The organism is Dickeya sp. Secpp 1600 (assembly GCF_003049805.1).
Taxonomy (GTDB): domain Bacteria; phylum Pseudomonadota; class Gammaproteobacteria; order Enterobacterales; family Enterobacteriaceae; genus Dickeya; species Dickeya fangzhongdai.
Genome location: NZ_CP023484.1, coordinates 4437859 through 4460915 on the forward strand (window position 1 = coordinate 4437859; position 23057 = coordinate 4460915).

A 23057-nucleotide genomic window follows, 5' to 3' on the forward strand; every position below is an offset into this window, starting at 1 on the left:
AAAGCGACCACGGCAGTGAAAGTCGCTGCAATCAGCGCTTTTCCCGCCGTGGTAAACTGGTAAGGACGCGTTATTCAGCGTCATCACTTTCCTGCTGCGGCTGTTGCTGCGCAGACTGGTTATTGGCATGGTAGTTATTTGAGCCGGGATTATTGCTATGATGCGACACCGGGCGAGACGGAACTACCGTAGAAATGGCATGTTTGTACACCATCTGACTAACCGTGTTTTTCAGCAGAATCACAAACTGATCGAAAGACTCAATCTGGCCTTGCAGCTTGATGCCATTAACCAAATAAATCGAAACCGGAACACGTTCACGACGCAAAGCGTTCAAGAACGGATCTTGCAAAGATTGCCCCTTAGCCATTCTATATTTTCCTTATTTGCTTGTTATTTGTAACAAAGAACCCTGCGGCCCTAAAATAACGTTATAAAAATTTGTGCCGAGAATCAGTCAATTGTAGACACAGGCAATTGTACACAATCGTCTAACCTATGCACTAACAACCTGAATCACCTTGCGTAACGCCTCTCCGGGCTGGTCGCTGTCAAGCCAGCAAACTTCTTCCCAGCCACGCAACCAGGTCATCTGGCGCTTCGCCAGCTGCCGGGTGGCGCAGATGCCACGATACACCATCTCATCGTAATCGATCTCGCCCGACAAATATGACCACATCTGGCGATATCCGACACAACGGATTGACGGCAACGCAGGATTCAAATCCGGCCGGGCGAACAGCGCCCGAGCCTCTGTTTCAAAACCTGATTCCAACATCTGACGGAAACGCAACGCTATCCGTTCATGCAGCAACTCGCGCGTTGCCGGAGCAATCGCAAACTGATGAACACGATAGGGCAACGCTTCACCGGATGTCTTTGTCAACTCGGTTAAAGTGTTACCTGAAACGAAAAAAACTTCCAGTGCCCGAGACAGTCTCTGCGGATCATTTGGATGAATCCGAGCCGCCGACACCGGATCGATGGCACTCAACTGACGATGCAACGCTTCCCATCCCTCGGTCCGTGCGCGTTCTTCGATTTCCCGCCGTACCTGCGCATCCGCCGACGGCAGCGGCGACAACCCTTCCAGCAGCGCCTTGAAATACAGCATGGTACCGCCCACCAGCAGCGGAATGCGCCCGGCGGCGGTGATCTCCGCCATCGCCTGCAGCGCATCGCGCCGAAAATCCGCGGCGGAATAGGCCTCGGCCGGATCAAGGATATCAAGCAGGCGATGCGGGGCTCGCGCCAGCTCTTCCGGACCAGGCTTGGCGGTACCGATATCCATACCGCGATAAATCAGCGCCGAATCCACGCTAATCAACTCAACGGGAAGTTGCTCGCACAATGCCATCGCCAGCGCGGTTTTCCCGGACGCCGTCGGCCCCATGATAAAAATAGCTGGCGGATGCTGCGCCGTTTTAAACTCATTCATGCTTCTTCAACGCCTTGATGGCGGATTCAATATCCATCACATATAACAATTCTGACGGCGGCGTTTTCACGTGCAGAGGACATAAACGCTCTACATCGGACAACAGCTGTACGGCCTGAGCAAGCGTCCAGTTTTCACGCTCGCTGCCAAGTCGCCCGGCTATCCACGCCGCCACCGCATCAGGCTTCGCGTCATGAGAATCAGCAAGATAGCCTAGCAGGTCAGAAATCAAGTTTTGTAAATTTTGTTGTCTCAATGGTAAAGGTACCGCCCGCAGCGTAGCGCGCGGCGGCGCCAGTTCCACCTCGATTCCCATACGGGTCAATAGCGGCTGTTGCTGCTGCATGACCGCCAGCTCGGACGGGTTCAGCGTCAGCCGTTGCGGAATCAGCAACGGCTGCGGTCGTAATCCCTCGCCGGCGTCCAACGGCGTCAACTGCGCCTGCCTGAGGTAACGTTCCGCCACAGTCAACGACAACAACGCCAGACCTTGCTGATATTCCACCAGCGCATAGCTGGGCGGATACACCGTCAACACACGCCCCAGCCCTAACGCATGGCTCTCCAGCGGCGCTTCGCCAACTACCGCCGCCTTTACCGTCACATCGCGCTGCGCCGCAGGCACATCCCTGACCGGCGACATCTCTCGGGCGACCGTTTGCTGCCGCGATGACTCAGTATGCAGCAACTGCTGGTACAGCTCGCCCTGTTTCTTTTGATAACCGGCCGTCTCGGTCCGGGCAGGCTGGCGCTCACGAGCATGGTGACTCTCTACGTGACGCCCCGCGCTACCCGACGATACCGCTCTCGGCGTCTCCGGCGTTGGTTCTGCCGGCCGGGCAAACTGGTTTTCACCGGCGGCAGTCCGGTTTTCCGGCTGCCATGTCGTCGCCGGCGTCTGCGTATCGCCGACGCCGGTCAACCCCGGCGATGCCGCCTGCTGTAATACCGTTATCACCGCCTGATAGATAAAGTCGTGTACCAGCCGGGCCTGATGGAAGCGAACCTCATGCTTGGCCGGATGCACATTGACATCCACCTGATGAGGGTCGACCTCCAGATACAGCACATAAGCCGGTTGCTGTTCATCGCGCAACTGATCCTGATACGCCTGACGAATCGCATGATTGATTAAGCGGTCACGCATCATGCGCTGATTGACGTAGCAATACTGCATTTCCGGCAACTGGCGCGATCCAGCCGGATCCGCCACCCAGCCGTGAATTTTCAGATCGCCATGTTGCCAGGAAATCGCCAGCGCATGCTGCAGAAACGCCGCGCCACAGATGCTGCCAAGCCGCCTCTCGCGCTGGGCGGGCTCCGACACCGCGCGATATTGCCGGATCAGCTTACCGTTGTGATGCAACGTGATCGCCACATCGAAGCGCGCCAGCGCAATGCGGCGCACCACTTCATCGATGTGCATGAATTCCGTTTTTTCGGTACGCAGAAACTTGCGTCTGGCCGGGGTGTTGTAAAACAGATCAAGGACTTCCAGCGTCGTGCCAACCGGGTGCGCCGCCGGTTTGACGGTCACCGCCATCTCTCGCCCTTCGGCGTAGGCCTGCCACGCTTCCGCCTGCGCGTCGGTACGGGAAGTCAGCGTCAGGCGAGAGACCGAACTGATACTGGCCAGCGCTTCGCCGCGAAATCCCAGGCTGACGATCGCTTCCAAATCGTCAAGCGTGGCGATCTTGCTGGTGGCGTGACGAGCCAGCGCCAGCGCCAGATCCGCCTTACCGATGCCACAGCCGTTATCCCGAATGCGAATCAGCTTCGCGCCGCCGCGTTCGATTTCGATATCGATCCGCGTCGCTCCGGCATCCAGGCTGTTTTCAACCAGTTCCTTGACGACGGAAGCAGGCCGCTCCACCACCTCGCCGGCAGCGATCTGGTTCGCCAACTGGGGCGGCAGCACCTGAATCGGCATGGACTCTCCTCGTTTTATCACCCTGATCAGGCAGAAGGGATAATCAGCGTTTGCCCCAACTGCACGGTTCCGGAAGACATGTTGTTCGCCTGCTGGATCGCTTTCATACTCACGCCATACCGGCTGGCGATGGCACTCAGCGTATCGCCCCGCGTCACTTTGTGTTTTATCACGGTTGCGCTTTTCTTCACGCTCGAAGACAACGCGGCCGCAACGGGTTTGCTCTTCGTCGCCGAAGCCGTCTTGACCGCCGGTGAGGCGCCGGACGGGATCCTCAGCCGTTGCCCCACCCAGACCACGTCTTTTTTCAGGCGGTTTGCTTCACGAATGGCGTTCATACTGACGCCATAATGCGCGGCGATCCCCGATAATGTTTCGCCGGTCGCGACAGTATGGCGTACCGTTGCTCCTGTTGCGATCTGAGCCGGCTCAGGGGCTGCTGCGTTTTTCACCGTCTGCGAGCCGAGCGGACGGTTTTCCTGCTTTGGGATATTTTGTAACGGATGAGTCTGGAAATAGCTGCGCAGCCCTTGATAGATGGCGTTGGCAATCTTTTCCTGATACTCGTTGCTGCCCAGCAGCCGTTCCTCGCTCGGATTAGAAATGAACCCGGTTTCCACCAGCAACGACGGAATATCCGGTGAACGTAATACGCCCAGGCTGGCGTGTTCCGGCCGGCGCTTATGCAGGCTGCCGACACGCTGCAGTTCGCGCAGCACCTTCACCGCCACATCATACCCCACCCGCTGTGAATGCCCGAACTGCAGATCCAGCACCGCCTGACTCAGGTACGGATCGGCCGCGCTGTTGGCCAGCAGATCGCCCGCGCCCCCCAGCAATTCGGACTGTTTTTCATGCTGTTCCAGCCAGTTGGCCATTTCACTGTTGGCGCGCCGGTTGGACAGTACCCATACTGATGCGCCGGTCGCACCGCGGTTAGGCGCCGCGTCCGCGTGAATCGATACCAGCAGGTTAGCCCCTTGCTTGCGCGCCACGTCGGAGCGCCCCATCACCGAAATAAAATAGTCGCCGTCGCGGGTCAGCACCGGTTTAAACTCCGGATCGGCGCTCATAATGGCGCGAAGTTTACGGGCTATCGAGATGGTGACATTTTTTTCATGTAGCCCGCCCGGCCCGGTGGCGCCCGGATCCTCACCGCCGTGGCCGGCGTCAATCGCGACAATGATTTTCTCGCCGCTGCCCGCCCGTCCCGATACCCGGGTCGGCGCAGCCGCTACCGCCGTGGCCGATGTCTGGGGAACCAGAGGATTACGCCCGGCCTGCGCCGATGGTTGTACGGGCTGGGCCACAGGTTTGCGGGCCACCGTTTTGCGCTCGCCAGTCAGGGTAAAGACGGCGCCATTGCCTTCTTTCACGGCCCGAACCTGCACCTTCTGGGTCAGGTCCAGCACCAGACGCAGGCTTTTCGGGTCTTTGGCGTTGCTGGTGCGAATGCGGGCAATCAGATTCTGGCCGTTAAACGCTAGCGGCAGCCCTTTCATCATGCCGGACTGGCTGATATCGATAACCACCCGGTTTGGATTATTCAGCGAAAAGTATTCATACACCGGCTGACCGCTAAAACTCAGCGTAACGACCGCCTCGCCGGCGGCGTTATTCACCCGGATATCGGTCAGGCTGCTCGCCCACAGCGGCCATGACAACATCAGCAGTAGCCCCAGCAGGGCCTTCATCAACCGCACAGTCATGGCGCTTCCTGCTCCGGCCAGGCGGCCAGCGCCGCTACGATCTGCTCGCCCTGCGGCGTACGGGCCTTGATCTCCGCCTGTCGGCCCGCCCCCTGATAGCCAAGATGTAATTCAACATCGGCTTGCGGCAAGAAGCCTGCGCCTTGTTGCGGCCATTCAATCAGGCAGAGGGCGTCCTGCGACAAATAGTCACGAATGCCCATGAACTCCAGTTCTTCAGGATCCGCCAGTCGATAAAGGTCGAAGTGATACACCGGACGCGGCAGCAGCGCATAGGGCTCTACCAGCGTATAGGTCGGGCTTTTCACATTGCCCTGATGCCCCAACGCCTGCAGAAATCCGCGGCTCAGCGTGGTTTTACCCGCCCCCAGATCGCCCAGCAGATAAATAATGGTGGCGCGCTCGCAGGCTCGGGCTAACGCCGCTCCCAGCGCAATCGTGGCTGCCTCGTCCGGCAAAGGTAACAAAAGCGTCTTCATTCTGTGTTTTCTAAGGATATCCGCTCAGGATTTACATACTGCGGCAATACCGCCATCAAATCGGTTGCCAACATCCCGCGTGTGCCCTGCCGCTGCGCCAGCCAGTCCGCTGCCGCTCCGTGGGCTACACAACCGGCGCAGGCGGCGTCGTACAACGACAGCCCTTGCGCCAGCATCGCCCCAATCATGCCTGCCAGCACGTCCCCCATACCGCCGGTCGCCATGCCGGGATTTCCCACATCGGCGATCGCCAATTCGCCCTGCTCGCCAGCCAGCACCGTACCGGCGCCTTTTAGCACTACCACGCCGCCATAGCGTTTCACCAGGCGTTGTGCAGCAAGTAAGCGATCACTTTCAATATCGGCAATCCGGCAGTTCAACAGACGGGCGGCTTCGCCGGGATGAGGCGTTAAAACGCGATTCTGACGTTTATGCGGGCTGATTGCCAGCAGGTTGAGCGCATCGGCATCCCATAACATGGATTTGTTACAATTTTCTGCGATTCGCAGTGCGTTTTTTCCCCATTCGCGCTGCCCCAGCCCCGGCCCGATCACCACTACATCCGCCCATTCGACACCAGCCTTGACCGAATCGGTGGTCAGCTCCTGTACCATCAGTTCCGGGCGAGCCACCAGCAAGGCGGCCAGATAGCTTTTGTGAGTAAGCACTCGCACTAGCCCTGCGCCACTGCGTAACGCCGCTTCTCCCGCCATGAAAATCGCACCGCCGGTGCCTTCGTCGCCGCCGATAATCAACAAACGGCCGTGCTCGCCTTTATGCGCGCCCGCACGCCGTGGTTTCAGCCATTGTGTTAGCGACGCCGCGGTCAAACGCGCGATCGGCGCCGATTGTTGCGCCAGCCAGTCGCCAAGCCCTAAATCATGGTAATGAAGCTGTCCGACGACATCCCGTGCCTGGCCGGTTAATAAACCGGGCTTCAGCGCAATAAACGTCACCGTGTGAGCGGCATGGATCGCAGCCCCTGCGCAGACGCCGGTTTGCGCATTCAATCCGGAAGGAATATCCAGCGCGACGATCGGTGCCGGATGGCGGTTGGCCTGAGCGATCAGGGCGTCATAAGGCGCGCGGGGAGCGGACGACAGCCCGGTTCCCAGCAGGCCGTCAATGATCAGGTCGACATCATCAGGCCACGGCGCATCGACATGCTGCTCGCTGCCCCCGGCATCGAACCATGCCTGACGCGCCAGATGCGCTTCTGCCGGCAGCGGCCGATCGCCGCTCCCCGCAACCACCGTGACCGCAATTCCTGCGCCGCGCGCCAGAGCGGCGACCACATACCCGTCGCCGCCGTTGTTGCCCTGCCCACACAGAATCAGCCAGTGCCGGGCGGTAGGGTATCGCTGTTGCGCTATGCGAAAAGCGGCATCGCCCGCACGCTGCATCAGCGTATTTAATGAGACGCCGACATAACGCGCGGCATAAGGCTCCTCACGACGCAGCCAGTCGGGTAAAAAAACAGTATGAGGCAGGTCGGGTAATGATCCGCCGGGCTGATACACGCGATGGTCTTGATGCATGTCATCCCTCCGTCGGTAGCAGGATAGTGCGCCTCAACTTAGCAAGCTCTGCCGGGAAGCGCCATATGCGGAGAAACGGAATAAGGATAACAATACGCTGAACGCAATTCAGCGTAGCGATCCTTCCAGCACGTCGACAAACTGCCTTAATGCTTGTACATGCGTCTGCACGGTTTGTTCGTCGTAGCTCATCAGCAACGTTTCACGCACATCGTTAATCAATGTCGTCGACGAAGATAGATCCGCCGAGGCAAAACGGTTCGCTACCTGGTCGCCGGCAATCGACTGGAACAATTTCCCGGCATTCTCCTGATATTCACTAATCCATTCGGGGTGCTGGGGAAATTGCTTCACAAAATCGAGATAAGGCGTAAACCAGTCGCCACCGCTTTCCAGCGCACCCAGATATGCCTGATAGCGGCCAGGATCTTTTTCCTTCATCAGTTCGGCGACATCCACTTTATACTCGTTCGTGCCGGGAACACGCTCAGGCAAGGTAAGATAAGAAATGTTGCCGTTGTCATCGACCTGGCGTGTTTTCACTACCGATGCCAGCAGGTTCATGCTTTCCATAAACGCCGTTTTCTTATTGCCGCTCAGATAGCGCTCGGCGAAATAGCCGGCCTGCGACAAACCAAGCTCCAGCGCCAGCTGACGCTGCTCGTCGTCCAGCTCAGCCGCATTCACGAAGTTGTCGTCAATCAGGCGGTATATGGCTTGCGAAACCTGCTCCGGCTGATCGGCCAGCGCCGCCGACACCCCATTATCGATCTGCGAAGAAAAATAATACCGCGCCGGCGAGTCCACAATATCGCCCTCTGCCAGCTGGCGTCCCTCATTGCTGATTTGGACGTATTCAACCATCGGTTTCTCCGCGCGCGTCACATACGCCAGCGTCGTCTCCTGTGGCTGATTGGGGTCAATACGCAAATTCAGATCCTGATTCACCAGCCGATAGGCTGAAAGCGCTACTGTTTCCACTTCATCTCCTCCCAGAGTCATGACGAAAACCGCCAATTCGCTCAAGTTATCGACACCTTGTGGGAAAATATTAATAATTATGTCTATTTGTTAATTGCGCTACCACCGACTCGCCGCGAACGATGCCGGGACAATGTGATAAAATCAGACGCCCGATTTCTTCTTGATGGTTACGCATGACATACCCCTACGATCTCAACGAACTCGCACAGCTCATCAAGCAATGGGGGCTTGAATTGGGTTTTCAGCAAGTGGGGATTTGCGACACGGATTTGTCTCATGAAGAACCCCGCCTTCAGGCGTGGCTCGACAATCAGTATCACGGCGAAATGGAATGGATGGCGCGCCACGGCATGATGCGGGCCCGCCCGCATGAACTGCTGCCCGGAACGTTACGCGTCATCAGCGTGCGCATGAATTATCTGCCGACCAAAGCCGCATTTGCCAGCACGCTGAAAAACCCGCATCTCGGGTATGTCAGCCGCTACGCTCTGGGGCGCGACTATCATAAGTTACTGCGCCAACGGCTGAAAAAGCTGGGCGACCGAATTCAGGAGCATTGCGGCGAATTACAGTTTCGTCCCTTTGTCGATTCCGCACCGATCATGGAACGGCCACTGGCCGCTAAAGCTGGGCTTGGATGGGTTGGCAAGCACTCACTGGTGTTGAACCGGGAAGCGGGTTCCTGGTTCTTTCTGGGGGAACTGCTTATTGACCTGCCTTTGCCGGTAGACCAGCCGGTTGAAGAGCAGTGTGGTAAATGCGTAGCCTGCATGACGACCTGCCCTACCGGCGCAATCGTCGAGCCTTACACTATTGATGCCCGCCGCTGTATTTCCTACCTGACCATTGAGCTGGAAGGCGCAATTCCGGAGCCTCTGCGTCCATTGATGGGAAACCGCATCTACGGCTGTGACGATTGCCAGTTGATTTGCCCCTGGAATCGCTTCTCACAACTTACCGACGAACCCGATTTCAGCCCGCGGGCGGCCTTGCATACACCAGAATTACTGGCGCTGTTTAGTTGGGATGAAACCCGTTTTTTGCGGGTAACTGAAGGTTCCGCTATCCGGCGCATCGGCCACGAACGCTGGCTGCGTAATATCGCCGTCGCACTGGGCAACGCGCCCTACGAAGATAAGATCATCCTGGCGCTGCAGAGCAGGCTGGGAGAAAGTGCCCTGCTGGATGAACATATTCATTGGGCCATCGACCAACAGCTAACCCGACGCAGCCAGCAATCTATCGACGTTCAGCCTATTGATGTTCAGCCGCCGCAAAAAAAGCGGTTAATCCGCGCGATAGAGAAAGGTTTGCCGAGAGACGCCTGAAATTTTGCGTTGCGATTGTTTGACGATCCTGAACCATCCATCTGTGGATAATTTTAAAAAAGCGTTGTCAATCAATCATCACAAAAAGTACAAGTGATCTGGATAGCGTTTTTTATCATAAATTTATCTTTTTATTTCAATATCTTGAAATGACGTCTTTTTCATGACATTTCCAGACAGACGCACGCAACCCATTTTCAGGCTGTGGATAAGTCTGTTCAGAAAAGTATGAACATATGCAGAAAAGTTGTATGAAAATGAAGAGATGAAGAAGTGTAAAACTGGAGCGGGAAACGAGACTCGAACTCGCGACCCCGACCTTGGCAAGGTCGTGCTCTACCAACTGAGCTATTCCCGCACACGCAACGCTTAAGTATCGACGCTTTTCCGCCAAACGCAAACTAACGTGATCACATTTTGCGCTACTTTTATTGCATCACAGCTAACTTATTGATTTAACTGTGTTTTAAAAGCTGTATCGCAAAGAGGGCAGCATTATGAACCAATCCGCCCATTCTGACAAGGGGGGAAAACAATTTTCTTTGCGCCGCGCAGACACCCGATAAATGATTTTATCCGCCAGCCATCGCAGCACCTCCGTACTCTGCCGATGACGCAAAAACTTATCCAGCCTTACTTTTGAAGTAAGGAAGCGCTGTCCTATTTCAGAACACTCTACTATATAAGGTAGTAAACGATAAAGATTCTTATTATCGAAAATAGCAAATAGGAAAATCACCACTAAAAAAAGTCTGTCATTGCTGTAAAATAGTGACTTAACCTGTAAAATCGGCGCAGTAAAAGATAGGTACTGAACATAGACGATGCAGGCGCATCTGCTTGATATATATAAAACCCATACAATTCAGAGCTTTGGCAACTGTGAGCCAAGGGCGGTAGCTTGTCTGAATTAATATATCCCCAAGCGATTCGAAAAACCCTTTTTCGAACGGAAAACAATCAAGGTTATTACAAGATGTTACTCCCCGTAATCATGGCTGGTGGTACAGGTAGTCGCCTGTGGCCGCTTTCACGTGAACTTTATCCCAAGCAGTTCATTTGTCTCCACGGTCAGAATTCCATGCTGCAGGAAACGGTTAACCGTCTGAGTGGTATTGAAACACGAGCGCCTGTAGTTATCTGTAACGAAGAACATCGCTTCCTGGTTGCAGAACAGTTGAGACAAATTAACCAGCTATCCAACAATATCATTCTGGAACCTGCGGGGCGTAATACCGCTCCGGCGATCGCGTTAGCCGCACTGAATGCGATCAGGCAGGGAGAAGACCCTCTCCTCCTGGTGCTGGCCGCCGACCACATCATTGAAAATAAAGCCGCCTTTCACTCCTCCATCAAAAAAGCCATCGCTTACGCCCAGAAAGGAAGTTTGGTCACGTTTGGTATCGTCCCTACCGGCCCTGAGACCGGCTACGGATATATTCAGCGCGGCGAAAAATTACCCGGTGACGAATTTGCGCCTCATAAGGTTTTACGGTTTGTTGAAAAACCAAGCCTTGAGATTGCAGAGGAATATTTGCAATCGGGCGAATATTACTGGAATAGCGGTATGTTCATGTTCCGTGCCAAGCGTTATTTGCAGGAACTGGAAAAATTCCGCCCCGATATTTTGAAAGCGTGCCAATTATCTATTGATGGCGTTAGTCAGCAAGGGGACTTTATTAATGTCCAGACCGAGCACTTTATTACCTGCCCGGATGAGTCCATCGATTACGCTGTAATGGAAAAAACGGAAGACGCCGTTGTTGTTCCTTTGGACGCAGGATGGAGCGATGTCGGCTCCTGGTCGGCGCTATGGGAAGTCAATGACAAAGATGACGACGGCAACTCCCTGAAAGGCGATACCTTCCTGCATAACACCAAGAACTGTTATATCAATACCGATGATCAGTTGGTTGCCGCAATCGGCGTTGATAACCTGGTAATTGTAAATACCAAGGATGCAGTGCTGGTGGTCCAGAAAGATCAGGTTCAGGATGTAAAACGGGTGGTTGAATTCCTGAAAGAAAAATGCCGCCGCGAATACCGCCGTCACCGGGAAACTTACTGGCCCTGGGGACGCTGCGACCTGATTGTACGCACTGACAGATTTAATGTTAACCGCATTACCGTAAAACCCGGCGAATCATTCCCATTGCAGATGCATTATCACCGCACCGAGCATTGGGTCATTCTGTCTGGTACAGCCAAGGTGACCATTCAGGACAAAACCCAGTTATTAACTGAAAATCAATCCACTTTTATCCCAATTGGCGCTATGCATAAGCTTGAGAATCCTGGGAAGATCCCGCTGGAAATGCTGGAAATCCAATCTGGTTCCTATTTGGGTGATGATGATTTTATTGAAATAAACTGATAATCAAAATTTCAGAAGGGATATATGTCAGCATTAACGTGTTTCAAAGCCTACGATATTCGCGGCGAATTAGGCAAAGAGTTGAATGAGGATATCGCTTATCGCATCGGCCGAGCCTACGGGCAATTCCTTTCACCCAAAACGGTAGTCGTAGGCGGCGATGTTCGTCTAACCAGCGAATCCCTAAAAATGGCGCTGGCAAACGGGTTGATGGACTCTGGCACCGATGTGCTGGATATCGGATTAAGCGGCACGGAAGAAGTGTATTTCACCACTTTCCACCTGAACCTCGATGGCGGCATTGAGGTCACAGCCAGTCATAACCCGATGAATTACAACGGCATGAAGTTAGTCCGGGATAATGCAAAGCCGATCAGCGGCGACACTGGGTTACGAGATATTCAGCGGCTTGCGGAAGAAAACAATTTCCCTGCGGTTGATCCGCAAAAGCGCGGTTCTTATAAGAAGATCAACATACTGAATGCGTATGTCGACCATCTAATGAGCTACATCGATCTCAACAATTTCACGCAACCGCTCAAGCTGGTCATCAACTCTGGCAACGGCGCCGCTGGTCACGTTATCGATGAGATCGAGAAACGATTCAAACAAGCCAACGCCCCGGTTGAATTTATCAAGGTACACCATCAGGCGGATGGTAATTTCCCTAATGGTATCCCTAACCCTCTGCTGCCTGAATGCCGCAAAGATACCTCTGATGCCATGCTCAAGCACAATGCGGATATGGGCGTTGCGTTCGACGGAGATTTTGATCGCTGCTTCCTTTATGATAACCATGCCAAGTTTATCGAGGGTTACTACATTGTCGGCTTGCTCGCCGAAGCCTTTCTGCAGAAAGAATCTGGCGCAAAAATCATCCATGACCCACGCCTGACCTGGAATACGATTGATATCGTTAAGAAAGCCGGCGGCGTTCCCGTCATGTCAAAAACCGGCCATGCGTTCATCAAAGAACGGATGCGTAGCGAAAACGCTATTTATGGCGGTGAAATGAGCGCACACCACTACTTCAGAGATTTCGCCTACTGCGATAGCGGTATGATCCCCTGGTTGTTGGTTGCAGAGTTACTGTGTATTAAAAAAACCACGCTTTCAGAAACCCTGAATGAAAGAGTAAATTTATTCCCGTGCAGCGGAGAAATAAATTATCGCGTTGAGAATTCAAAAGAAGTTCTGTCCCGGATTGAAGAAGCCTATATAGGTAATGCCAAGCGCGCAGAATATGTTGATGGAGTGAGTATTGAATACGAGGATTTTAGGTTCAATGTCCGAGTTTCCAACACCGAACCGCTTCTGAGACTGAATGTAGAGACCAACAACAGCAGCGAGTTACTGCGTGCCGAAGTTGAGAAGCTAGATAAAATTATTAAATCTTAATATCAAGACAGTAAAATAATATTGGAGAATTATAGATGAAGAAAGTTGCTTTGATTTCCGGTGTAACAGGGCAGGATGGTTCTTATCTTGCTGAGTTCCTTTTGGAAAAAGGTTACGAAGTTCACGGTATTAAGCGCCGTTCATCACTCTTTAATACACAGCGTGTTGACCATTTGTATCAGGATCCCCATGAAGAGAATGTAAAATTCAACCTTCATTATGGCGATCTGACTGATACCTCCAACCTGACTCGTATTATTGCTGAAGTTCAGCCTGACGAAATTTACAACCTGGGCGCCCAGTCACACGTTGCAGTCAGCTTCGAATCCCCGGAATACACGGCGGATGTTGATGCTATCGGTACGCTTCGCCTGCTGGAATCCATCCGTTTCCTGGGCCTGGCCGAAAAAACCCGTTTCTATCAGGCATCCACCTCCGAACTGTATGGTCTGGTGCAGGAAATCCCGCAGAAAGAAACCACGCCGTTCTACCCGAGAAGCCCGTACGCCGTAGCTAAAATGTACGCTTACTGGATTACAGTAAACTACAGAGAATCCTATGGCATGTACGCCTGTAACGGTATCCTCTTCAACCATGAATCTCCGCGTCGCGGCGAAACGTTTGTGACTCGTAAAATCACACGCGGCCTGTCCAACATTGCACAGGGCCTGGAAAAATGCATTTACATGGGCAACCTCGATTCTCTGCGCGACTGGGGTCATGCTCGTGACTACGTCAGAATGCAGTGGATGATGCTGCAGCAGGAAAAACCGGAAGACTTCGTCATCGCGACCGGCGTTCAGTATAGCGTACGTGATTTCATCAGAATGTCTGCGGCCAAACTGGGTATCGAACTGGAATTCACCGGTACTGGCGTCAACGAAAAAGCAGTAGTATCCAAAATCACCGGTAATAATGCGCCGGCACTGAAAGTAGGCGATGTGATCGTGGCTGTCGACCCGCGTTACTTCCGCCCTGCTGAAGTAGATACGCTGCTGGGTGACCCGAGCAAAGCCAAAAACAAACTGGGCTGGGTACCGGAAACAACACTGGAAGAAATGATCGATGAAATGGTCGCTTATGACCTGGAAAAAGCCAAGCAATTCGCTTTGCTGAAATCCAACGGTTACGATGTAAGCGTAAGCGTAGAATAACTCGATACAACAAATTAAAAGAGCTGTGTTAATCAGCTCTTTTATTAATTTGGGCATTTCCTACATGTTAAATGACTTAAAATCAGCGTTAAAAAACCCAGAGTCGTGGGTCGTTTTATCCTGGTATGATATAAAGCAGAGATATAAACGTTCAACACTAGGCCCTTTTTGGGTAACGATCAGTACTGCTATTCTGGTAGGGATGTTGAGCTTATTGTGGTCAACTCTCTTTAAGTTGGATGTACAAGATTACCTTCCTTTTTTCTGTATTGGTCAGGTATTCTGGACATATATATCTACCCAACTGACAGAAGCCAGCAATGGTTTTATTCAGTTTGATTATATAATCCGTCAGTCGAAAATATCTTTCACATCAATAATGTTAAGAATATTAAGTAGAAACATTATTGTTTTCCTTCATAACTTCATTATTATTATCTTTGTTATTACCTTTGTCGGCCCAGGATGGACTGTTACCGCCCTGCTATCCATTATAGGGTTTGTATTGCTATCAGTGGCATTAGTCTCAAGCTCTCTGATCTTAGGTATCATATGTACCCGATTCAGAGATATGCAGATGATTATTCAAAATATTCTGCTCGTCAGTTTCTACTTTACTCCAATCATGTGGAAAACAGATCAGCTGAATGAACAATGGCTTTATTGGGTACAATTCAATCCATTAGTTCATTTCTTTAACATTATCCGTGAGCCCATGCTTGGTCATTTGCCAGACCAGAACTCAATAATTATCGCGACCGCGATAACTGTTGTTCTGTTTATACTGTCAATGATAACTCTCAATAAGACTAAAACCAAGATTGCGTACTGGCTTTAATATATGAAGAAAATAATTGAGGCGGTAAACGTCAGCGTTGAGTTTCCGATATATTCATCATCCCAGCGAAGCCTGAAAAAGATGCTTTTCAAGCGTACCGTCGGGGGTGGATTCAACGATAGCACAAGTTATGTCACGGTTAAGGCCCTGAATAATGTCTCCTTTGATATACATGAAGGCGAACGGGTCGCGCTGATAGGGCATAACGGCGCAGGGAAAACTACGCTGTTACGTGTTCTGGCCGGTGTCTATCACCCTTCTTCCGGCGCTATCAATATTGAGGGGGAAGTTGTCTCCCTCATCGATATGGCAATGGGAATGGACAGTGAGGCAACGGGATACCAGAATATTTTTATACGAGGAATCCTGCTTGGTTTGAGAAGAAAAGAAATCTCCAAGCATATCGATTACATTATCGAATTCAGTGAACTCGGTGATTATATCAATCTCCCCGTCAGAACCTATTCCAGCGGTATGCTGTTACGCCTTGCCTTCTCCATCATCTCTATCCTGAAACCCAGTGTTCTGCTGATGGATGAATGGCTGACCGTTGGCGATACCTATTTCAGAGAAAAAATGGGGAAAAAACTGGAAGAGATGATCAACAATACATCTGTCCTGGTACTGGCCTCTCATTCCAAAGATATTATCAAAAAATACTGTAATAAGTTCTTCTTACTACAGAACGGAACTATTACAGAACTGGCACTCTCTGAGATAGATAATTATCTATAATGGTGAATAAATGGAAAGGAAGAGCAAGATTTTAATCACTGGTGCAGGCGGTGTCTTAGGATATGGCTTAATCGATGCGCTGGCGAAAAATGGTTATGATAATGTACTCACACCGAATAGAAATGAGATGAACTGCCTGAGTCAGGAAAGTGTTGATGATTATTTTAATCAGCACCAACCTGATTATGTTTTCCATCTGGCATCGCTTGTATTCGGTTTGAAAGGAAATCTGGATAACCAGCTAAAATCGATATCCAACAATACCATTATCAACCAGAACGTTATTCTGGCTTGCCATAAGTTTAACGTAAAAAAAATCTTCTTTGCTGGTACCGTCGCCTCTTATCCTTTCCCGTATGTTCAGCTACCATTGGATGAAGACGACTTGATGTTGGGCGAGCCTCATGGAGGCGAGTATGGGTATGCCATGTCCAAACGGCATGCCCTGGCCTATCTCAAAATATTGAACCAGTATCATAATGTTGATTATTGTTATGCCCTGTTCACCAACCTGTTTGGCGCAAACGATAAGTTTGATCCAATCAATGGACACGTCATTCCTTCATTGATCGATAAAACATACAACAGTTTGCAACGCGGTGATAATCAACTGACAGTATGGGGTAGACCTGAAACGACACGAGATTTCTTATACAATAAGCAGGCTGGTCTGGCAGCACTACACGTCATGAATAACCTGAGCGGTGTGGTCAATATTGCCAGCGGCGTAGAAACGTCAATGGGAGATATCGTTAACGCGATTGCCCGTTATTATGATAACAAGATAACGGCAGTGTGGGACGCGAATGCTCCGATCGGAATTCCGAAAAGAAGTGTATCAATAAAACGCTTGAATGATTCAGGCTTTCAGCCAGAGTTTGATTTAAACCTGCAAATCTCAGATACAATTTCTTGGTATGAGAACAATGTTTCCAGGATAAGAAAATGAAAAAAATAGCTATAATTTCCAGCTTCTCCGAAAGCTGTGGCAATGCTTATTTTACAAAGATTTTAATGGACTCCATGACAGATGCTGGCGTTCATGTTGAGTGTCTCAGCTTAAACTTGTTGTTAACTCAGTCTGTTAACCCTGATATCAGAAAGAAAGCCGACAAACATATCGACGATCTGTGTGAAAAACTCAAACAGTTTGACGGTGTGAATATTCAGTTTGAAGCCGGACTCTATGGCACTATCCCGTCCGATATCATCAAGCGCACATTAAAACTGGTTTCCGCCAACCCGCACACCAGTGTGACGCTGCATAGCCCAAGACTGGTTAGCGATAGCGCGTCACAGCGTGAAGCCATTAAACAGGCTCTCAAGCTGCGCGTCAAAACAGCCATCAGAATGTATTTCGCCGAACTCAGACGTAATGTATCGACCCGCCTGAACGCGACCATTATCAAGAACCTTATCAAAAGAAGAATCAATATTATCGCTCATACCTTAAGAGCGAAGGAGCAAATTGAATTATTCTTTAATTACGATAACGTTCATGTACATCCGTTGAAAATCGTTGATGAATCACATGAAACATCGCCGGATCTCCTGAAGGCGATTAGAGTAAAATATAAATTCCGTGAGAATGATAAAATCATCGGTATGTTTGGCTTTGTGAATGAATACAAAGGCCACTCAATGGCGATCAAGACGTTATCCTGCATGCCGAAAGGTTATAAATTAATGATCTTTGGCAGACAGCACCCTCAGACGATCAAGAATAACGAACTGGTTAACCATTACATTTCATCACTTCAGCATCAGATTCATTGCGATAAAGTCGCGGACCGCGTCTTCTTCATGGGTGAATACGATAACGAAGATTTTATCAACCTTGCAGGATCGGTTGACTACGTTTGGTTGCCATATGTGGAAAACGGCCAGGATGGTTCCGGTATCGCCTCCATTTGTATGGACGTATCCAAACAAGTGCTGTGTTCTTCGTCATTTGCATTTGATGAATTATTCCGTCTGATTCCAGACTACAGCAACTATTCTCGATTCGATATCGGTAACTATTTGGAACTGGCAACCAAAACAACACGTTTTATTCCTGCCAAGCCCAAAAAACCATCATCTGGAGAGAAGAAATATACTCTTCAGTCTCAGGCTGAGCTTTATATCAAGCTGTCAACAGAATAAAGCGAAAGAGCCGTCTCTTTATGAGGCGGCTCGTTATCTTCTGGGAAAAACATGATTAACGTTCTGCATTTTTATAAAACTTACTATCCCTATACTTATGGTGGAATTGAGCAGGTTATATTTCAGCTTTGTGAGGGTGCGGCTCATCATGACGTTAACTCAACGGTTGAATATATTGCTCCTGGTAAAGACAGCGGTATAGAAAAGTTTCACCACCATAACGTTACCTGTGACCATAAACTTTTCGAAATATCTTCGACCCCGTTTTCCCTATCCTCTATAAGAAAATTCAAAAAGCTGGCAGAATCCGCAGATATCATTCACTACCATTTCCCTTATCCTTTTGCTGATATGCTGCATTTTATCTGCAAAATTAAAAAGCCGACAGTCGTCAGCTATCACTCTGATATCCTGAAACAAAAGTATCTGCTGAAATTGTATAAGCCGCTGATGTACAATTTTTTGGAGTCGGTGACATCAATTGTGGCAACGTCGCCAAACTATCTGGCAACAAGTGAGACGCTGCAAAAATTCAGCCATAAAACCTCGGTGATTCCCATTGGGCTTGATTCCCGTGCTCATCAGGTTATTGATAATGACAATAAGCTGAAATGGCAGAAAATCCTACCTGAACGCTTTCTGCTTTTTATCGGAAATCTAAGGTATTACAAAGGACTGGGCACACTTTTAGCTGCCATAGAAAATAATCCGGAAATAAACATTGTTATTATTGGGTCCGGGCCTCAGGAAAAACAGCTAAAAGAGCAAGTCTCAAGAAAAAACATTGAAAATGTCTATTTTCTTGGCGCACTGCCTGACAACGATAAGAACACATTACTTGAGCTGTGCTCCGGCATTGTTTTTCCGTCTCAATTACGAACAGAGGCATTTGGAATCACCCTGCTGGAAGGGGCAATGTATGGTAAACCGCTGATTTCTTGTGAGATTGGCACAGGCACATCTTTTATTAACATTGATGGCCAAACCGGAATTGTCGTGCCGCCATCGGATCCGGCAAAACTGCGTGAAGCGATGGAATATCTGTGGATTAACCCGGAAAAAGCGCAGGAAATGGGCCAAAACGCCCAAAAACGATTCCATGAGTTATTCACGGCTGAAAAAATGGTGAATGACTACGTCAATCTTTACAAAAAGCTTCTGCATAGAGAGCACGTATAGTCATCCCCTTTTCCGGCGGCAAGGATGCCTGATTTCCTGCCTTACCATCAGTAACTTCTATCGAAATCCACCTCTCCCGCTAACGTCTGTCCTTGTCGGAAGCGCGGCAGGTTGTCCAGAAACAGTTTCCCCAGCCGAGCGGGTACCAGCGGCCCGGCGACATGCGCCGTGATGGTGAGGTTCGGCGTCCGCCAGAACGGATGATCGCCCGGCAGAGGCTCCTGCCGAAACACATCCAGCACCGCCCCGGCAATCTGCCCTTCGTGCAAGGCCGCGCACAAATCCGTATCCACCACCGCGGTGCCACGACCAACGTTGATAAACAACGCCGAAGACTTCATCGCAGCAAACACGCCGGCGTGATAGATATCCGTTGTCGCCGGCGTATCCGGCAAAATGTTGATGACGTAATCCGCAGACGCTACCGCTTGCTCAAGCGATGACAACCCTTCTACCCGTGCAAACATCGGCATCTCTCGCGGTGAATAAGCAACCCCGAACAGTTCCACGCCAAAAGGCTGCAAAAAAGCCGCCACCTCCCGGCCAATATCCCCCGCGCCGACAATCAGCACCCGACGCCCGAACAGCGACCCCGGCAATATCTTTTTCCACTCGCCGCTTTGCTGACTCCGCAACCGTTGTGATAAATGAAGCTCATGTTGCAACAAGTAGGCCAGCACGTATTCAGCAATAGGCTGCCCAAACACCCCGACAGCCCTGCTCAGCCGATAATCACGCGGCAACCCCGCTGCCAGTAAAGGTTTATAGCCGGCCCAGGTCGATTGTAACCAACGAGGTTTCGCCCCCTGAGCCAGCAACTGGGCAGCCTTATCCGGCTCGCCCACCCAGATATCACAGGTCGCAGCCTGAGCAACCTCACCTGAGCCAATCAGCAACGGTAAGTCCGGCGCCGCTTCACGCAGCACGTCCCGTAGCTCATCCGCACGGGAGTCCAACAGCAGAATGGATGTCATGTTCGTCGTCTATGAAAAACTCATGCGACGATAATATATGAAATCGAGATAGCGCCAAATAGCAGTGGCTTATGACTGAGGCTGTTTGGGAAACGATAAGAAAATAAGAAAAAACAGAGAGAAAACTTGGAGCGGGAAACGAGACTCGAACTCGCGACCCCGACCTTGGCAAGGTCGTGCTCTACCAACTGAGCTATTCCCGCGTAGGATGGTTATTCAAAGCGCCTTGAAGCATCTAATTCTTTGTAACCAACTGATTAAAAAGGCTTTAACACTTTAAGGCGTTTGGAATGGCGCTGATTATGGACCGGTTCGCCCACTATGGCAAGTGCTTTTTCGTGCCTTTAGTTTCGTTTGTTTATAATATCGACAATCCGTTACTGCGCATCCCCCGGCTGGCGATACAGCGCGGCAATGCCGCCCGCGCCCTTTTCCCGCCCTCGGCGCCGTTCTCAGGATGACACCGACGCGGCCGAGGCCACGCCAACGCCTTCCCGGTTTCCATCTGTCAGGCAAGATGGTTATTCAGCGCAACAACTCTCCGTATTTTAGTTTTTCTCCAATCATTACCATCTATTGCGCAGCGTCATAATATCGCTGTGGAATAACTGTCATTTTAGAACGCTCGCCATCACGTGGGTTTATCGGTAATATCTGGCGAGTGAAATGAATAAGATGCGGTAGATATAAAATCTGATTGAGCACACGCTGGCATTCTGGCAAATTAAATCGACATCTAATGGCGCATCAATCACTGTTGATGTCATGAATTAAAAATAAAGCCGTTAATTTCACATAGCGTTATTACTCGACAACACCACAACCACTATTTCATTCTTCTTTTATGCAGGCTTTTGAGAAGCAGGTTGCTGGCTCATTTCTGGAGAGAACGCGTATGCCAGATATCAATATATTTTTTTCTTCCCTGCTCGAACGGCAATTACATGATGCCGCCAGGCGCGCCAGCGCCCGGGCGGAAGCGTTGAGCCGTCAGGAATTGCATCAAAAAGCCCGTGCGCTGCTCGACCAGCTCACCGGTATAGACAACGACGATAGTTATCAGGATGACCGCTCCGGGCAACCCGCTGACGATGCCCCTGAACGGCTGGCGCGCGCCCGGCAGGCCTCCGCCTTTGTCAACGACTACGGCGCAAACCCGTTCAACGGCCTGACTTACCAGCAACTATCGCTGATTGTCTACGATGAAAGCGGTGTGTTTACCCTGAATGAACGCCGGGCCGCCTGGAGTGAAGCCTACGCCCAGGATCAAGCCTGGCGACAGCACGTCGTCACGCAGGCCCGCTTGAACTACCGCCATCCTCAGTGGCAAATACGCTTTTTTACCGAGGTTCTGAAAAACTACCGGGCGCTGTCGGCGATTGAAAAAGCGCAATACCCGCGTTACTACGAACGGGAATTGCAATGTCACCTGCTGCCCAATCGCGACGGGACCCACCCCTTTGACTTTTCCGGTCTGGCTGATTACCCAAGCCTGCTGGAAATGCTGCTTGCCATCCGGCAGGACAGCCCCAGACGGGAAATGTCGACGGCTACCGTCAATCCTGCGCCTTGAGCCCGGCGGCCAACCCTCTGATTGACGTCAGCCGCGCTGCCGGGTCGTTAACCGGGGTATGAATAATGAACTCGCTGACGCCAAAGCGCTGGTGATAGTGCTGCAACTGGCGGTGGACCTCCGCCGCCGTGCCATACAGGATGTTCTGCGCCTGCTTCTCGATACGAAACTGCGCGCTGCCGGACTGCTGCACCAGCGTATCCGCCTGTTCCTGCGACAGCACGTTCAGCGGCGCCCGGTCCCCGATATACACCTTGTAGTTATACCGCTCGCCCGCCAGCGCTTTCGCCTCGTCATGGCTATCCGCCACGATCACCGATAGCGACAACAGCGCCTGCGCCTGCTCGGGCTGGTACTCGCGCCAGGTCGACAATGCTTCCGTCAACAGGGCTTCACTGGGCTGGATAAACCCGGCGAACACAAAATTCCAGCCCAGCGACGCCGCCAGACGCGCGCTTTCCGCACTGGCGCCCAGCAGAAAACGCGTGGGCGGCGCCGGTGGCGACGGCGTAGCGCGCAAGTCGGCATCCTGTGTCGCTCCCGGTTCCAGCAGTTCATGCAATTGCCGCAGTTTATCGGCGAACGACACCTGACGCGCCGGGTCAACCTCCTGTTGCAGCGCACGGGTCGACAGGGGAAAACCGCCCGGCGCTTTGCCGACGCCCAGATCGACCCGATCCGGCGCCAGCGACGACAGAACATGGAAATTCTCCGCCACCTTATAGGGGCTGTAGTGCTGCAACATCACCCCGCCGGAACCAATCCGGATATGGCGGGTATGGGCCAGCAGCCAGGCAATCAACACTTCCGGCGACGATCCCGCCAGTGCATCGGAGTTGTGGTGCTCAGACACCCAGAAACGGGAATACCCCGACGCTTCGGCGAGGCCGGCCAGCTCGACGGTCCGGGCCAGCGCATCGGCGGCGGTCATCCCCTCCGCAATCGGGCTTTGATCCAATAAGCCAAGACGATAACTCATATATTTCCCTTCTGTGATCCAGCCTAAATTTCCCGCATATTTTCATAGCCTGGAAAAATCCATAAATAACAAAACAGGGTTTGGTTAGTACAAATCCGCACTATAAATAAAATGAGAATCACAATAATCAGCGTAGTGAACTGCATACTTTCCTAACTTAATTTTTATTCTGCTCGCGTTCGAAAAATAGGCGTACGCCATAAGCGTCAATTTCAATTCCTGAATAAACAAATCACAAAACCCCCTGAGACGTTTTTTTGCTTTGTCATATTCAATTTTGTTGTTTTACATCCTGTAGCCTC

General features: G+C 51.3%; 20 protein-coding genes and 2 tRNA genes. 11 read left to right on the forward strand and 11 right to left on the reverse strand.

Annotated elements, in window-relative coordinates:
• Positions 1-70 precede the first annotated feature (70 nt).
• The 7 genes from hfq to CPA59_RS19780 all read right to left on the reverse strand — a co-directional run bounded on the left by hfq (position 71) and on the right by CPA59_RS19780 (position 8096).
• Positions 71-370 (reverse strand): RNA chaperone Hfq, encoded by a 300-nt coding sequence (hfq, locus tag CPA59_RS19750; protein ID WP_033567471.1) that lies wholly within the window; start codon positions 368-370, stop codon positions 71-73.
• A gap of 126 nt (positions 371-496) precedes the next feature.
• Positions 497-1438, reverse strand: a complete 942-nt coding sequence (miaA, locus tag CPA59_RS19755; RefSeq protein ID WP_107760507.1) for a tRNA (adenosine(37)-N6)-dimethylallyltransferase MiaA — start codon at positions 1436-1438, stop codon at positions 497-499.
• Positions 1431-3368 (reverse strand): DNA mismatch repair endonuclease MutL, encoded by a 1938-nt coding sequence (gene mutL, locus CPA59_RS19760; protein ID WP_107760509.1) that lies wholly within the window; start codon positions 3366-3368, stop codon positions 1431-1433. Before mutL ends, miaA begins: the two co-directional genes overlap by 8 nt.
• A 26-nt stretch (positions 3369-3394) precedes the next feature.
• A complete protein-coding gene (amiB, locus tag CPA59_RS19765; protein ID WP_049854715.1) occupies positions 3395-5077 on the reverse strand; it encodes an N-acetylmuramoyl-L-alanine amidase AmiB in 1683 nt (560 codons plus the stop codon).
• Positions 5074-5556 carry a tRNA (adenosine(37)-N6)-threonylcarbamoyltransferase complex ATPase subunit type 1 TsaE gene (tsaE, locus tag CPA59_RS19770; RefSeq protein WP_038920311.1) on the reverse strand — a complete coding sequence of 161 codons (483 nt, stop codon included), beginning with the start codon at positions 5554-5556 and terminating at the stop codon, positions 5074-5076. The genes amiB and tsaE overlap by 4 nt, the downstream gene beginning before the upstream one ends.
• Positions 5553-7094 carry a bifunctional ADP-dependent NAD(P)H-hydrate dehydratase/NAD(P)H-hydrate epimerase gene (nnr, locus tag CPA59_RS19775; protein ID WP_107760512.1) on the reverse strand — a complete coding sequence of 514 codons (1542 nt, stop codon included), beginning with the start codon at positions 7092-7094 and terminating at the stop codon, positions 5553-5555. Before nnr ends, tsaE begins: the two co-directional genes overlap by 4 nt.
• 108 nt (positions 7095-7202) lie before the next feature.
• A complete protein-coding gene (locus CPA59_RS19780; RefSeq protein ID WP_255412249.1) occupies positions 7203-8096 on the reverse strand; it encodes a hypothetical protein in 894 nt (297 codons plus the stop codon).
• Positions 8097-8251: 155 nt separating this feature from the next.
• Here CPA59_RS19780 and queG point away from each other — a divergent pair, with 155 nt between their 5' ends.
• Positions 8252-9406 carry a tRNA epoxyqueuosine(34) reductase QueG gene (queG, locus tag CPA59_RS19785; RefSeq protein WP_107760515.1) on the forward strand — a complete coding sequence of 385 codons (1155 nt, stop codon included), beginning with the start codon at positions 8252-8254 and terminating at the stop codon, positions 9404-9406.
• Between the two features lie 282 nt (positions 9407-9688).
• Here queG and CPA59_RS19790 read toward each other — a convergent pair.
• Positions 9689-9764 (reverse strand) — tRNA-Gly (locus CPA59_RS19790).
• Between the two features lie 618 nt (positions 9765-10382).
• Between CPA59_RS19790 and CPA59_RS19795 the strand changes: the two genes are divergently transcribed.
• The 8 genes from CPA59_RS19795 to CPA59_RS19830 all read left to right on the forward strand — a co-directional run bounded on the left by CPA59_RS19795 (position 10383) and on the right by CPA59_RS19830 (position 19229).
• Positions 10383-11780: a mannose-1-phosphate guanylyltransferase/mannose-6-phosphate isomerase gene (locus CPA59_RS19795; RefSeq protein ID WP_038665391.1), complete on the forward strand. Its 1398-nt coding sequence runs from the start codon at positions 10383-10385 to the stop codon at positions 11778-11780.
• Between the two features lie 24 nt (positions 11781-11804).
• A complete protein-coding gene (locus CPA59_RS19800; RefSeq protein WP_107760517.1) occupies positions 11805-13178 on the forward strand; it encodes a phosphomannomutase CpsG in 1374 nt (457 codons plus the stop codon).
• Between the two features lie 35 nt (positions 13179-13213).
• Positions 13214-14332: a GDP-mannose 4,6-dehydratase gene (gmd, locus tag CPA59_RS19805; RefSeq protein WP_038665385.1), complete on the forward strand. Its 1119-nt coding sequence runs from the start codon at positions 13214-13216 to the stop codon at positions 14330-14332.
• Between the two features lie 64 nt (positions 14333-14396).
• The gene (locus tag CPA59_RS19810; protein ID WP_038921132.1) at positions 14397-15170 is read left to right on the forward strand and encodes an ABC transporter permease; all 774 of its coding nucleotides are present in this window, start codon (positions 14397-14399) and stop codon (positions 15168-15170) included.
• A gap of 3 nt (positions 15171-15173) precedes the next feature.
• Positions 15174-15905, forward strand: coding sequence for an ABC transporter ATP-binding protein (locus tag CPA59_RS19815; protein ID WP_038920315.1), 732 nt, complete (start codon positions 15174-15176; stop codon positions 15903-15905).
• Between the two features lie 10 nt (positions 15906-15915).
• Positions 15916-16854 (forward strand): GDP-L-fucose synthase, encoded by a 939-nt coding sequence (locus CPA59_RS19820; protein WP_038665376.1) that lies wholly within the window; start codon positions 15916-15918, stop codon positions 16852-16854.
• Positions 16851-18050, forward strand: coding sequence for a hypothetical protein (locus CPA59_RS19825; protein WP_038920316.1), 1200 nt, complete (start codon positions 16851-16853; stop codon positions 18048-18050). The genes CPA59_RS19820 and CPA59_RS19825 overlap by 4 nt, the downstream gene beginning before the upstream one ends.
• Before the next feature lie 51 nt (positions 18051-18101).
• Positions 18102-19229: a glycosyltransferase gene (locus tag CPA59_RS19830; protein WP_038920317.1), complete on the forward strand. Its 1128-nt coding sequence runs from the start codon at positions 18102-18104 to the stop codon at positions 19227-19229.
• A 47-nt stretch (positions 19230-19276) separates the two neighbouring features.
• On the opposite strand, the gene CPA59_RS19835 is transcribed toward CPA59_RS19830, so the two are convergent.
• Both CPA59_RS19835 and CPA59_RS19840 read right to left on the reverse strand, forming a co-directional pair.
• A complete protein-coding gene (locus CPA59_RS19835) occupies positions 19277-20203 on the reverse strand; it encodes a D-2-hydroxyacid dehydrogenase (RefSeq protein WP_107760519.1) in 927 nt (308 codons plus the stop codon).
• Positions 20204-20330: 127 nt separating this feature from the next.
• Positions 20331-20406: transfer RNA gene (locus tag CPA59_RS19840), tRNA-Gly, on the reverse strand.
• Positions 20407-20493: 87 nt separating this feature from the next.
• On the opposite strand from CPA59_RS19840, the gene CPA59_RS22945 reads away from it, so the two are divergent.
• Both CPA59_RS22945 and CPA59_RS19845 read left to right on the forward strand, forming a co-directional pair.
• Positions 20494-20664, forward strand: coding sequence for a hypothetical protein (locus CPA59_RS22945; RefSeq protein ID WP_157987360.1), 171 nt, complete (start codon positions 20494-20496; stop codon positions 20662-20664).
• A 434-nt stretch (positions 20665-21098) separates the two neighbouring features.
• Positions 21099-21776: a hypothetical protein gene (locus CPA59_RS19845; RefSeq protein WP_038920320.1), complete on the forward strand. Its 678-nt coding sequence runs from the start codon at positions 21099-21101 to the stop codon at positions 21774-21776.
• On the opposite strand, the gene CPA59_RS19850 is transcribed toward CPA59_RS19845, so the two are convergent.
• Entirely contained in the window at positions 21760-22755 is a 996-nt protein-coding gene (locus tag CPA59_RS19850) for an LLM class flavin-dependent oxidoreductase (RefSeq protein WP_107760521.1), read from the reverse strand. The two genes, CPA59_RS19845 and CPA59_RS19850, sit on opposite strands and share 17 nt — an antisense overlap.
• Between the last annotated feature and the right edge of the window lie 302 nt (positions 22756-23057).